The following is a 12,170-nucleotide window of genomic DNA, read 5'->3' on the forward strand; positions in this document are numbered from 1 at the left end:
GCCGCCGGTCTTCGCGACCACCGCGCCCCGGGCCCTACGAACCGTGCTGCGCCAGGTGCTTCCGCGCGGTGTCGTACGCCTCGGGATCCAGGGCGTCACCCGCCGCCAGGACGCGGGGCAGCAACGCCCGCTCGGTCGTGAACGCCCGGAACCAGAGGGCGACCGAAACTTCGTGATCCGGTCGTTCGATCACCTCGACCGGATCACCCGCCCGGATCGTCCCCGGTTCGATCACCCGGAAGAACGCTCCCGGGACCGCCGCCTGCGTGAAGCGCCGGACCCAGCCCGTCTGTTCGAGCCAGCCGGCGAACGTACGGCAGGGGATGCGTCCGCACGCGACCTCCAGGACCACGTCCCGGCCTATCCGCCAGCGCTCGCCGATCCGGGCGTCGTTCACGTCGGTCCCGTACGTGGTGAGGTTCTCACCGAACGAGCCGTTGGGCAGGGCGCGGCCGAGCTCCTTCTCCCAGGCGTCCAGGTCCTCACGGGCGTAGGCGTAGACGGCCTGGTGGTCGCCGCCGTGGTGGCGCAGGTCGCAGACGTCGTCCCCCTCGACACCGCTGGCGCCCACCCCCCTGGGGCCCGGCGCGAACACCCGGACGGGCGTGGACACGGGGCGCTTGTCCACGCCGGTAAGGCCGCCCTTGGCATCGGTATAGGGGACGACCTTGGCGCGGCCGACATTCACAGACAGAAGCTCCATGAGCGAACGCTAACCGAGACGATCTCAAAGATGCTTCCCTGTTTTCTCCACTCGCCCCAAGATTCGCTTATGCTTGAACCATGATCGAGGCCCGTCATCTCCGCGTTCTGCGCGCTGTCGCCACCACCGGCTCCTTCTCGGCGGCCGCCAGGGAACTCGGCTGCACCCAGCCCGCCGTCAGTCAGCAGATGAAGGCACTCGAAGCGTCCGCCTGCACCCCGCTGCTCATCCGGACCGGCCGCGAGATGCGCCTGACCGAGGCCGGCGAGGTCCTGGTCCGTCATGCCTCGGGCATCCTGGCCGGCCTGACCGCCGCCGAGGAGGAGGTCGCCGCCATCGCGGGCCTGCGGGCCGGCCGGGTGCGCCTGGTCTCCTTCCCCAGCGGCTCCTCCACGCTCGTGCCGACCGCGCTCGCGGCCCTGCGCGCCGCCCACCCGGGCACCCGGGTCTCACTGGTGGAGGCCGAGCCGCCGCGTTCGGTGGAGATGCTGCGCGACGGCGACTGCGACATCGCGCTCGCCTTCCGCTACGGCTCCAACGCCACGGAGTGGGACGATCTGGTGGTGCGCCCGCTGCTCGTGGACCGTTTGGTCGGACTGATTCCCGAGGGGCATCCGTTGGCCGGCGCCGGATCCGTGGCCATCAGGGACCTGGCGGAGGAGTCCTGGATCGCGGGCTGCCCGCGCTGCCGCCGCCAGCTGGTGGAGGTCTGCGAGGAGTCCGGGTTCACCCCGAGGATCGACTTCGCGACCGACGACTACCCGGCGGTCATCGGACTCGTGGGCGCCGGGCTGGGTGTCGCGGTGATGCCCGAGCTCGCCATCGCGTCCGTACGCCCCAGGGGCGCGCGCACCGTCAGCGTGGAGCCCGCCGTCGAGCGGGAGATCGTCGCGCTGACCCTGCCGGACCTCGCCCAGGTCCCGGCCGTCGCGGCCACCCTCGACGAGCTGACCGGAGCCGCCGCGCGCGGCTAGGCACGGCACCACGACAGCTGTGCCGGGCGCGCCCTTGTGGCGTCGCCCTGGGGGCGCCGCTTTGCCGACGCGGCTGCGCCAAACGGCGCAGGAACGTTTCTTCTGATCGGATCGGCCGCAGGGACCGTCAGGGGGCCTCCATGCCGCCGCCGATGGGCGCCGCCGACACCAGGCGGTTGCGCGCCCTGCCCATGAGCTCTTCGCGCTCGTCCTCGGTGAGCCCGCCCCAGACCCCGTAGGGCTCGCGCACCGCCAGGGCGTGGGCCGCGCACTGGGCGCGCACCGGGCAGCGCATGCACACCTCTTTCGCCGAACTCTCGCGCGCGCTCCGCGCCGCGCCGCGCTCGCCCTCGGGGTGGAAGAAGAGCGAGCTGTCGACTCCACGGCAGGCCGCGAGGAGCTGCCAGTCCCACAGATCGGCGTTGGGTCCGGGAAGGCGGGAAAAATCTGCCATTGCTCTTGTCCCCTTGAAACCGTGCTGAGGCGGATGGGCGGGCCGGTACGGGACGGGTGCGCGCGGGGGCTCATCCGAAACGTACGTACCGACGAAGGTACATCTCCTGTGTAAGTAGATGTAAATATGACTCATTGGGAATCTAGCCACAGACACCAGCAAAAGGGAAGAAAAGCCGCTAAATGGGGCATAGGGTCAAAAGCTGGGCGGATGGCGTGCCACACTCTCCTGTGTGCACGCTTCCTCACGTAGAGTGCCGAACGTGCCCGCCGGACCCGTAACTCTTTCGAGTGACCGTCGTTGAGAGTGCGGAGGCGATTGAAAGAACAAGCGCTCGGGCAAGTGTCCGAGAGCGTCAATCGCTCAGGTGACACATGTACCCAGCCTGGAGGCTCAAGGTGACGCGCATCAGCTGCGGAGGGCGGCCATGACATCAGTCCTCGTCTGCGACGACTCCCCGCTTGCCCGCGAGGCGCTCCGCCGCGCGGTTGCGACCGTGCCCGGCGTCGAGCGTGTGACGACGGCGGCCAACGGCGAGGAAGTCCTCCGCCGCTGGGGTGCCGACCGCTCGGACCTGATTCTGATGGACGTACGCATGCCCGGACTGGGCGGCGTGGAGACCGTCCGTCGGCTGCTGTCCGCGGATCCGGGCGCCCGGATCATCATGCTCACGGTCGCCGAGGACCTGGACGGGGTCGCGCTCGCGGTCGCCGCCGGGGCCCGCGGATATCTGCACAAGGACGCCTCGCGCGCCGAGCTGCGGGCGACCGTCACTCAAGCGCTGGCCGACCCGACCTGGCGGCTCGCCCCGCGCAGGCTGCGCTCGGCCGAGATGGGCGCGGCGCCCACGCTCACCGCGCGCGAGATCCAGGTGCTCGAAGGCATGAGCCACGGCCGCTCCAACGCCGAGATCGGCCGTGAGCTGTTCCTCTCCGAGGACACGGTCAAGACGCACGCCCGGCGGTTGTTCAAGAAGCTCGGCGCCTCGGACCGCGCACACGCCGTCGCGCTCGGTTTCCGCTGGGGCCTGGTGCGCTGACGACAGGTATGACAGCTGGTCGGAGCCCCGTCCACCACCGGGTGGGCGGGCCCGGCCCTCCCGCGAACGGCAGCAGTAGGTGTTGCTTCCGCCGCGATGCCGCATCCTTGTACGTGTGGAGTTCCTCGGGGACAGGTCGGTCGAGCGGGAGGGGGGTGCAGGGGATGAGTTCCGGCGCACCCGCTCATAACGCTTCGGTGCACAACTACGGACGCGGTGCCGCGGGCGGGAAGACGCCGGGGCACCATGGACCGATGCGCGACGACGAGGTTACGGCGCAAGGGGTCGTCGGTGCCCTGGTGCACCGTGCTGTCGACGGCGACGAGCAGGCCACGCACGATCTGCTCGCGCATGTGCATCCGCTCGCGCTGCGCTACTGCCGCTCCCGGCTGAACCGGCTGCCGGGTGACGCTCGCCACTTCGTCGAGGACCTGGCCCAGGAAGTCTGCGTCGCCGTCCTGATGGCGCTGCCGCGCTACCGCGACACCGGACGCCCCTTCGAGGCCTTCGTCTTCGCCATCGCCTCGCACAAGGTCGCCGACCTCCAGCGGGCGGCGATGCGCCACCCCGGGTCGACGGCCGTGCCCTCCGACGAGATGCCGGAGCGGCCCGACGACTCGCTCGGGCCCGAGGAGCGCGCGCTGCTCAGCAGCGACGCCGCCTGGGCCAAGAAGCTCCTCGCCAACCTGCCGGAGAACCAGCGCGAACTCCTGGTGCTGCGGGTCGCCGTCGGCCTGACCGCCGAGGAGACCGGTCAGATGCTGGGCATGTCGCCGGGCGCGGTCCGCGTCGCCCAGCACCGCGCCCTGAGCAGACTGCGCGCGCTCGCCGAACAGTAGGCCGCACGCCCTGGGCGGCCCGTCGCCGAGGAAACGCGCACCCATAGGCGCGTGACAGGGATGCCAACCCCTCGCGCTCACGTGTGAACGTACAAAGAATCCTGATGATCTTGCTCGTGGAATGAGACACCCGCACAGCCCGTTAGCATGGACATCCGCACCGATCAAGGCCATTGGGGAAGGTGTCATGACTGCAAACGTCGACGGAGTGCCCGAGAAATTCGCGACGCTCGGGCTGACATACGACGACGTGCTGCTGCTGCCTGGCGCGTCCGACATGGCGCCCGACCAGATCGACACCTCTTCGTACCTCTCGAAGAACGTCAAGGTGAACGTCCCGCTGCTCTCGGCCGCGATGGACAAGGTCACCGAGGCGCGCATGGCCATCGCCATGGCCCGCCAGGGCGGCGCCGGCGTGCTGCACCGCAACCTCTCCATCGAGGACCAGGCCAACCAGGTCGACCTGGTCAAGCGCTCCGAGTCCGGCATGGTCACCGATCCGATCACGGTGCACCCGGACGCGACGCTGCGCGAGGCCGACGAGCTGTGCGCCAAGTTCCGCATCAGCGGCGTCCCGGTGACCGACTCGGCGGGCAAGCTGCTCGGCATCGTCACCAACCGCGACATGGCCTTCGAGTCCGACCGCGGCCGCCAGGTGCGCGAGGTCATGACGCCGATGCCGCTGGTCACCGGCAAGGTCGGCATCTCCGGCGTGGACGCCATGGAGCTGCTGCGCCGCCACAAGATCGAGAAGCTGCCGCTCGTCGACGACGCCGGCATCCTCAAGGGCCTCATCACGGTCAAGGACTTCGTCAAGGCCGAGAAGTACCCCCACGCCGCCAAGGACAAGGACGGCCGGCTGCTCGTCGGCGCGGCCGTCGGTGTCGCGGGCGACGCCTACGAGCGCGCTCAGGCCCTGATCGCCGCCGGCGTCGACTTCATCGTCGTGGACACCGCGCACGGCCACTCCCGCCTGGTCGGCGACATGGTCGCCAAGATCAAGTCGAACTCCTCGGGCGTCGACCTCATCGGCGGCAACATCGCCACCCGCGACGGCGCCCAGGCGCTCATCGACTCGGGCGTGGACGGCATCAAGGTCGGCGTCGGCCCCGGCTCCATCTGCACCACCCGCGTCGTCGCCGGCATCGGCGTACCGCAGGTCACCGCGATCTACGAAGCCTCGCTCGCCGCCAAGGCCGCGGGCGTCCCGGTCATCGGCGACGGCGGCCTCCAGTACTCGGGCGACATCGCCAAGGCCCTGGTCGCGGGCGCCGACACGGTGATGCTGGGCTCGCTGCTCGCGGGCTGCGAGGAGTCGCCGGGCGAACTGCTCTTCATCAACGGCAAGCAGTTCAAGTCCTACCGGGGCATGGGCTCGCTCGGGGCCATGCAGTCCCGCGGCGACCAGCGCTCGTTCTCCAAGGACCGGTACTTCCAGGAGACCGTCTCCACCGACGACAAGCTGATCCCCGAGGGCATCGAGGGCCAGGTGCCCTACCGCGGCCCGCTCTCCGCCGTCGTCCACCAGCTCGTGGGCGGTCTGCGCCAGTCGATGTTCTACGTCGGCGGCCGCACCGTTCCCGAGCTCCAGGCGAACGGCAAGTTCGTCCGGATCACCTCGGCGGGCCTCAAGGAGAGCCACCCGCACGACATCCAGATGACGGTCGAGGCGCCGAACTACAACAAGCGCTGACGCCCGCAAAGCGTCCCAGGGGCGGTTCCGGAGTTCCCGGGGCCGCCCCTCACCCGTGTGTCGGGGATACTGGAGCATGCAGACGTAGAGGGAAAGGCCCACACAACGTGACTGAGATCGAGATCGGGCGCGGCAAGCGCGGCCGCAGGGCGTACGCGTTCGACGACATCGCCATCGTCCCGAGCCGGCGCACCCGGGACCCGAAGGAGGTCTCGATCGCCTGGCAGATCGACGCCTACCGTTTCGAGCTGCCCTTCCTGGCCGCCCCCATGGACTCCGTGGTCTCGCCGCGAACGGCGATCCGCATCGGCGAGCTCGGCGGCCTCGGCGTGCTGAACCTCGAGGGTCTGTGGACCCGGTATGAGGACCCGCAGCCGCTGCTCGACGAGATCGCGGGTCTCGACGAGGCGACCGCGAGCCGGCGCCTCCAGGAGATCTACGCGGCGCCCATCAAGGAAGAGCTGATCGGGCAGCGCATCAAGGAGGTGCGCGACTCCGGTGTCGTCACCGCCGCCGCGCTCTCCCCGCAGCGCACCGCGCAGTTCTCCAAGGCGGTCGTGGACGCGGGGGTGGACATCTTCGTCATCCGCGGCACCACCGTCTCGGCCGAGCACGTCTCGGGCGCCGCCGAGCCGCTGAACCTGAAGCAGTTCATCTACGAGCTGGACGTGCCGGTCATCGTCGGCGGCTGCGCCACGTACACGGCGGCGCTGCACCTGATGCGCACCGGCGCGGCCGGCGTCCTGGTGGGCTTCGGCGGCGGCGCCGCGCACACCACGCGCAACGTCCTGGGCATCCAGGTCCCGATGGCCACCGCCGTCGCCGATGTCGCCGCGGCCCGCCGTGACTACATGGACGAGTCCGGCGGCCGCTACGTCCACGTCATCGCGGACGGCGGCGTGGGCTGGTCGGGCGACATCCCCAAGGCCGTCGCCTGCGGCGCCGACGCCGTGATGATGGGCTCCCCGCTGGCCCGCGCCACCGACGCGCCGGGCCGTGGCCACCACTGGGGCATGGAGGCCGTCCACGAGGACGTGCCGCGCGGCAAGCTCGTGGACCTGGGCATCGTGGGCACCACCGAGGAGATCCTGACCGGTCCCTCGCACACCCCGGACGGTTCGATGAACCTGTTCGGCGCCCTGCGCCGCTCGATGGCGACCACCGGCTACAGCGAGCTCAAGGAGTTCCAGCGGGTCGAGGTCACGGTGGCGGACGCGCAGCACAAGCGCTGACACCGGACACCGACGCGTCGGCCGCCTGTGACGCATACGAAAGGACCCGGATCGATCAATCGATCCGGGTCCTTTCGTATGCCGTGCGACTGATCAGGCGGACGCCTTCTTGGCACCCGAGAAGGAGGCCACGGCGGCGAGCGCGAAGAACAGGAAGGTGATCGCGTCGGCGTCGGCCTTCCAGGCCTCGTTCAGGAGGCTGAAGTGGTCGAAGAACATCTCGGAGACCGTCACCGGGAGCTGCTTGCTGGCGATGATCGCCTCGCCGAGCAGCTGGCCGGAGTAGACGGCGACCAGCGACAGTACGGCGCCGAGGACGGGCAGCGCGGGGTTGCGGCCGCCCACCTTGCCGGCGGCGAAGCCGACGATGAAGCCGACCGCCACGGCCGCGTAACCGATCTCGTGCTTGGTGGCGCCGATGATCGCGCCGTAGACGCCGGCCGTCACGACGGCGGCGACGATCGCGGTGATCAGGCCGAGCGCGAAGTTGTCCCGCACCGGAGCGGCCGGCGGCGCCGTCGGGTAGCCGAAGCCGCCCTGCGGCGCCTGGGCCTGGTCGAACGGGCCCGGCTGCGGCTGCTGCTGCGGTGGCGGAAAGGACTGACTCATCTTCGCGTTCCCCCTGGAAAACACACATGGACAAGCGCACGGTTGTGCGATTGAGCGGCCCCGAAGGGTAGCAGTCCGTAGCCGGTTGGTCATAAGGAATTGGTAAGGGCGGCTTCACAGCCGGTGCGCGGCGCCCGCCGGGGTGGCCCCGCGCGTGTCCAGGAGAAGCTGCGCCTTGACCGCCAGGCCCTGGAGGTCGTATGTGCGGTGGTGCTGGAGCAGGACCGTCAGATCGGCGTGGGCGGCGGCCTCGTACAGCGAGTCCGCGCGTGGCACCGGCTGGTCGCGGACGCGCCAGGCGGGCACATGGGGGTCGTGGTACGTGATCTGCGCGCCCAGGTCCATCAGGCGCCCCGCGATCTCCTGGGCCGGGGAGCCCTCCTGGTCGGCGAAGTCCGGCTTGTAGGTCACGCCCAGGAGCAGGACGCGGGCACCGCGCGCCGACTTGCCGTGCTCGTTCAGGAGCGTGGTGGAGCGCTGGATGACGTATCCGGGCATGTGCGCGTTGATCTCGCGGGCCAGACCGACCATGCGCAGGCCCGCGTAGGGCAGCGGGGCCGGGTCGAGCGGGATGCCGTGGCCGCCGACGCCGGGGCCTGGGCGGAACGCCTGGAAACCGAACGGTTTGGTCTCCGAGCAGCGGATGACGTCCCAGAGGTCGACGCCCATGTCGTGGCAGAGCACGGCCATTTCGTTGACCAGGGCGATGTTCACGTGGCGGAAGTTGGTTTCGAGCACTTTGGACATCTCCGCCTCGCGCAGGCCCCGGGCGCGGACCACCTTGTCGGTGAGGCGGCCGTAGAAGGCGGCCGCCGATTCCGTGCACGCGGGGGTGAGGCCGCCGATGACCTTGGGCGTGGCGGCGTAGCCGTGGGTGCGGTTGCCGGGGTCTACGCGGCTCGGCGAGCAGGCGAGGTGGAAGTCGCGCCCGGCGCGAAGGCCCGAGCCCTCTTCGAGGAGCGGGCGCAGAAACTCCCCGGTGGTGCCCGGGTGTCCGGCCGACTCCAGGATGACGGTGGTGTGCGGCCGCAGCCGCCCGGCCAGCGCCCGGGCCGCGTCGGCGACCGCGCCGAGGTCGAGGGTGCGGTCGGCGGCCAGGGTGGTGGGAGCGCAGATGACGGCCGTGCGGACCCGGCCGAGTTCGGCGGGATCGCTCGTGGTGTGGAAGCCGCCCGCGACCATGCGGCGCAGATCGGCCGGGGTGAGCGAGCCGTCGAGCGGGGTGCGGCCCGCGTTGAGTTCCGCGACGGCACGTGGATCGGTGTCGTGTCCGACGGTCTGGATGCCGGCGGCGACGGCGGCTTGGGCGAGGGGCAGGCCCAAGTGGCCGAGTCCGATGACGGCGAGGTCTGCGGGCATGTGACCGTCCTTTCCCTTAACCGGAGGGGACATGGGGCGCAAGCCCTGTGGACAGAATGGGCGTCCGGAATGTCAGACTAAGAGGAAATATGACTGATATGCCGCATTGCGGGGGCGAGTGGACCCGAGTGTTGTCCACAGGCGGTGGCCGATGTCGGTGGTCCCGTCCAGAATCGAGGATGTGAGCCAGACCACCCGGTCTGCGGAACCACCCCGATCAACGGGAGGCAACGCCGTGAGGACAGCGACACTGGGACCCGAGCAGCGCGCACAGGCACTCGCCGCCATGGCCGAAGGCGAGCTCGACGTGCTGGTCGTGGGTGCGGGGGTGGTCGGAGCCGGCACGGCGCTCGACGCGGCGACCCGGGGCCTCTCCACCGGCCTCGTCGAGGCGCGCGACTGGGCATCGGGCACATCGAGCCGGTCGAGCAAGCTCATCCACGGCGGCCTGCGCTATCTGGAAATGCTCGACTTCGCCCTGGTGCGCGAAGCGCTCAAGGAGCGGGGCCTGCTGCTCGAACGGCTCGCCCCGCACCTGGTGAAACCCGTCCCGTTCCTCTATCCGTTGCAGCACAAGGGCTGGGAGCGGTTGTACGCGGGATCGGGTGTCGCGCTGTACGACGCGATGTCCGTGTCGTCGGGACACGGCAGGGGACTGCCGACGCACCGTCACCTGAGCCGCCGCCACGCGCTGCGCGTGGCGCCCGCGTTGAAGAAGGACGCGCTGGTCGGAGCGTTGCAGTACTACGACGCGCAGATGGACGACGCCCGTTTTGTGACCACCCTGGTGCGCACCGCCTCCTCCTACGGGGCGCGGGTCGCCAACCGGGCCCGGGTGGTGGGCTTCCTGCGCGAGGGCGAACGGGTGGTCGGCGCCCGGGTGCAGGACGGAGAGGCGGGCGGGGAGTACGAGATCCGCGCCAAGCAGGTCGTGAACGCGACGGGGGTGTGGACGGACGACACCCAGGCGCTGATCGGGGAGAGGGGGCAGTTCCATGTACGGGCCTCGAAGGGCATCCACTTGGTGGTGCCCAAGGACCGGATTCACTCGAATACGGGCCTGATCCTGCGGACCGAGAAGTCCGTGCTCTTCGTCATCCCCTGGGGCCGGCACTGGATCGTCGGGACCACCGACACCGACTGGGATCTCGACAAGGCGCATCCCGCCGCGTCCAGCGCCGACATCGACTACCTGCTCGAACACGTCAACGCGGTGCTCGCGGTCCCGCTGACCCGGGACGACGTCCAGGGCGTGTACGCCGGCCTGCGGCCGCTGCTGGCGGGGGAGTCGGACGCGACGAGCAAGCTCTCACGCGAACACACCGTGGCGCATCCGGTGCCCGGGCTCGTGGTCGTGGCGGGCGGCAAGTACACGACGTACCGAGTGATGGCGAAGGACGCCGTCGACGAGGCGGTGCACGCGCTGGACCAGCGGGTGGCGGCCTGCGTCACCGAGGACGTCCCGCTGCTGGGGGCCGAGGGGTACAAGGCGCTGTGGAACGCCCGGGCCAGGATCGCGGCCAGGACCGGGCTGCACGTGGTGCGTGTGGAGCACCTGTTGAACCGGTACGGCTCGATGGCCGAGGACCTGCTGGAACTGGTCCTCGCCGACCCCTCGCTCGGCGAACCGCTCGCCGCGGCCGACGACTATCTGCGGGCCGAGATCGTCTACGCCGCGTCGCACGAGGGCGCGCGCCACCTCGACGACGTACTGACCCGGCGCACCCGGATCTCGATCGAGACCTTCGACCGGGGCACGCGGTCGGCGCGGGAGTGCGCGGAGCTGATGGCGCCGGTCCTCGGCTGGGACACCAAGCAGATCGAGAAGGAGGTGGAGCACTACGAGAAGCGAGTGGAGGCCGAGCGGGAGTCGCAGCGTCAGCCCGACGACCTGACGGCGGACGCGGCCCGGCTCGGAGCACCGGACATCGCGCCGGTCTAGGAGACGGACGGCGAGGCCGGGCGGTCAGGCGGACGGCGACCCGGGTCCGGTCGCGCGGGCGTGGGCGGGCGCGGGTCCCCGCCCCTGGGCCTGGACGGCCGGCGGTGCGCCGGACGGTTGCGGACAGAACACGGCATTCAGGACGGCGAGTTCGAGGGAGGGATCGCTGAGGGCACCGACATTGGCACGGAGGACGGCGGTGCGGCGGCCGTCGGAGGTGGTGGCGGCGCGCACATAGCTGTCGGCGATGTGGCCGCCGTGCCCCCACCCCGTCAGGCCGCAGGCCAGGCGCCGGGGATGGATGCCGGGGGCGTACGCGCCCCGGGTGGCGGCGGTGCCGAGCAGTTCGTGGCGCTGGGCCGCCGGCAGCAGGGCTCCGCCGAGCAGGGCCGCTTAGAAGCGGCTCAGGTCGGCGAGGGTGGAGATGGGTTCGCCGGATGCGCCCGCTTCGCGGGGGTCGAGTTCGGTGACGTCGCGGCCGTTCGATGTGTAGGCGCGGCTGTGGGGTTCGGGCAAGGTGGTACGGGCGCCGGGCAGCGAGGCGCCGGTGAGATGGAGGGGGTTGATGACGCGACGGGTGATCTCGACCGCATAGGCGCGTCCGGTGACGGCCTGGATGATCTGGCCGAGGAGTACGTAGTTGGTGTTGGAGTAGGCGTACGTGCCGAGGCGCCCCGGGGATTGGGCGAGCGCGGTACGGATGGCTTCGCCGGGACCGAGCGCGACCGGAACCGTGGTGTCGGCCGTGTAGTTGAAGAGACCGTTGGTGTGGGAGAGCAGGGAGCGGAGGGTGAGGCGGCGGCCGTCGTTGCCGTGCCCGCGAACGAGCCCGGGCAGATACCGGTCCACGCGGTCATCGAGCCGGAGCCTGCCCTCGGCGGCCAGTTGCGGGACTACGGTGGCCACGAACGTCTTGGTGACGCTGCCCGCGCGGAAATGGTCCGCGCGGCGAAGAGGGGGGCCGACGGCCAGGTACCGGGTGCCGGAGGGGTCTTCGGTGAGCAGGGAGGCTGCCGGGGCGCCGCCCTCGGTGACCAGTCGGGCCAGTGCGGCGCGTGGGGCGCGGGGCCTGCCCGGCCGGGCGACGACGCCGTGACGATGACGCACAGTGCTGTGGTCATCGCTGCGACGAGCAGGGCCCGGAGCCTTGGCATGATGGGCTTCCCTTCGTTCGCGGCCATCTTGGCGGACGGCGGACCCGGGACCATCATCGGTCCTGGCGTGAGGGACAATGGGGGCTCTGCCAGGGCGGGTTACGGGCTGGCACGGACGCGGGCCGGACAACGGCTCCGGACGGCCGGGCACCCGGCAGGACAAACAGGTCGG

11 protein-coding genes are annotated in these 12,170 nt (G+C 70.7%); 6 read left to right on the top strand and 5 right to left on the bottom strand.

Going from position 1 to position 12,170, the window contains the following annotated elements; translation table 11 throughout:
• Window positions 1–34: 34 nt before the first annotated feature.
• A complete protein-coding gene (locus tag ABR738_RS24995) occupies window positions 35–703 on the bottom strand; it encodes an MOSC domain-containing protein (protein ID WP_350232188.1) in 669 nt (222 codons plus the stop codon).
• An 80-nt stretch (window positions 704–783) separates the two neighbouring features.
• On the opposite strand from ABR738_RS24995, the gene ABR738_RS25000 reads away from it, so the two are divergent.
• Entirely contained in the window at window positions 784–1,677 is an 894-nt protein-coding gene (locus ABR738_RS25000) for a LysR family transcriptional regulator (protein ID WP_350232189.1), read from the top strand.
• Between the two features lie 127 nt (window positions 1,678–1,804).
• On the opposite strand, the gene ABR738_RS25005 is transcribed toward ABR738_RS25000, so the two are convergent.
• Complete coding sequence (locus tag ABR738_RS25005; RefSeq protein ID WP_350232190.1) at window positions 1,805–2,131, bottom strand: WhiB family transcriptional regulator; 327 nt, start codon at window positions 2,129–2,131, stop codon at window positions 1,805–1,807.
• 427 nt (window positions 2,132–2,558) lie between these two features.
• Here ABR738_RS25005 and ABR738_RS25010 point away from each other — a divergent pair, with 427 nt between their 5' ends.
• From ABR738_RS25010 to ABR738_RS25025, 4 genes are all read left to right on the top strand, one after another.
• Complete coding sequence (locus tag ABR738_RS25010; RefSeq protein ID WP_003948568.1) at window positions 2,559–3,170, top strand: response regulator transcription factor; 612 nt, start codon at window positions 2,559–2,561, stop codon at window positions 3,168–3,170.
• A gap of 254 nt (window positions 3,171–3,424) precedes the next feature.
• A complete protein-coding gene (locus ABR738_RS25015) occupies window positions 3,425–4,009 on the top strand; it encodes a sigma-70 family RNA polymerase sigma factor (protein WP_350232191.1) in 585 nt (194 codons plus the stop codon).
• A 187-nt stretch (window positions 4,010–4,196) separates the two neighbouring features.
• On the top strand, window positions 4,197–5,702 hold the full coding sequence (gene guaB, locus ABR738_RS25020) for an IMP dehydrogenase (RefSeq protein ID WP_350232192.1): 1,506 nt from the start codon (window positions 4,197–4,199) through the stop codon (window positions 5,700–5,702).
• A gap of 107 nt (window positions 5,703–5,809) precedes the next feature.
• Window positions 5,810–6,934 carry a GuaB3 family IMP dehydrogenase-related protein gene (locus tag ABR738_RS25025; RefSeq protein WP_350232193.1) on the top strand — a complete coding sequence of 375 codons (1,125 nt, stop codon included), beginning with the start codon at window positions 5,810–5,812 and terminating at the stop codon, window positions 6,932–6,934.
• 93 nt (window positions 6,935–7,027) lie between these two features.
• Here the strand turns inward: ABR738_RS25025 and ABR738_RS25030 are convergent, their stop codons facing one another.
• Together ABR738_RS25030 and ABR738_RS25035 are read right to left on the bottom strand one after the other, a co-directional pair.
• Window positions 7,028–7,543 carry a hypothetical protein gene (locus ABR738_RS25030; protein WP_350232194.1) on the bottom strand — a complete coding sequence of 172 codons (516 nt, stop codon included), beginning with the start codon at window positions 7,541–7,543 and terminating at the stop codon, window positions 7,028–7,030.
• Between the two features lie 114 nt (window positions 7,544–7,657).
• Window positions 7,658–8,902 carry a nucleotide sugar dehydrogenase gene (locus ABR738_RS25035; protein ID WP_350232195.1) on the bottom strand — a complete coding sequence of 415 codons (1,245 nt, stop codon included), beginning with the start codon at window positions 8,900–8,902 and terminating at the stop codon, window positions 7,658–7,660.
• Window positions 8,903–9,137: 235 nt separating this feature from the next.
• On the opposite strand from ABR738_RS25035, the gene ABR738_RS25040 reads away from it, so the two are divergent.
• Window positions 9,138–10,844, top strand: a complete 1,707-nt coding sequence (locus ABR738_RS25040) for a glycerol-3-phosphate dehydrogenase/oxidase (RefSeq protein WP_350232196.1) — start codon at window positions 9,138–9,140, stop codon at window positions 10,842–10,844.
• 393 nt (window positions 10,845–11,237) lie between these two features.
• Here ABR738_RS25040 and ABR738_RS25045 read toward each other — a convergent pair whose 3' ends face one another.
• Complete coding sequence (locus ABR738_RS25045) at window positions 11,238–11,951, bottom strand: serine hydrolase domain-containing protein (protein WP_350232197.1); 714 nt, start codon at window positions 11,949–11,951, stop codon at window positions 11,238–11,240.
• Window positions 11,952–12,170 lie beyond the last annotated feature (219 nt).

The sequence above is a fragment of the Streptomyces sp. Edi4 genome, assembly GCF_040253615.1.
Classification (GTDB): Bacteria; Actinomycetota; Actinomycetes; order Streptomycetales; family Streptomycetaceae; genus Streptomyces.

Coding starts and splice junctions, on each gene's coding strand:
- ABR738_RS25015 (WP_350232191.1), top strand. CDS start 3,425: ATGCGCGACGACGAGGTTACGGCGCAAGGGGTCGTCGGTGCCCTGGTG.
- ABR738_RS25005 (WP_350232190.1), bottom strand. CDS start 2,131: ATGGCAGATTTTTCCCGCCTTCCCGGACCCAACGCCGATCTGTGGGAC.
- ABR738_RS25010 (WP_003948568.1), top strand. CDS start 2,559: ATGACATCAGTCCTCGTCTGCGACGACTCCCCGCTTGCCCGCGAGGCG.
- ABR738_RS25000 (WP_350232189.1), top strand. CDS start 784: ATGATCGAGGCCCGTCATCTCCGCGTTCTGCGCGCTGTCGCCACCACC.
- ABR738_RS25035 (WP_350232195.1), bottom strand. CDS start 8,902: ATGCCCGCAGACCTCGCCGTCATCGGACTCGGCCACTTGGGCCTGCCC.
- ABR738_RS25030 (WP_350232194.1), bottom strand. CDS start 7,543: ATGAGTCAGTCCTTTCCGCCACCGCAGCAGCAGCCGCAGCCGGGCCCG.
- ABR738_RS24995 (WP_350232188.1), bottom strand. CDS start 703: ATGGAGCTTCTGTCTGTGAATGTCGGCCGCGCCAAGGTCGTCCCCTAT.
- guaB (WP_350232192.1), top strand. CDS start 4,197: ATGACTGCAAACGTCGACGGAGTGCCCGAGAAATTCGCGACGCTCGGG.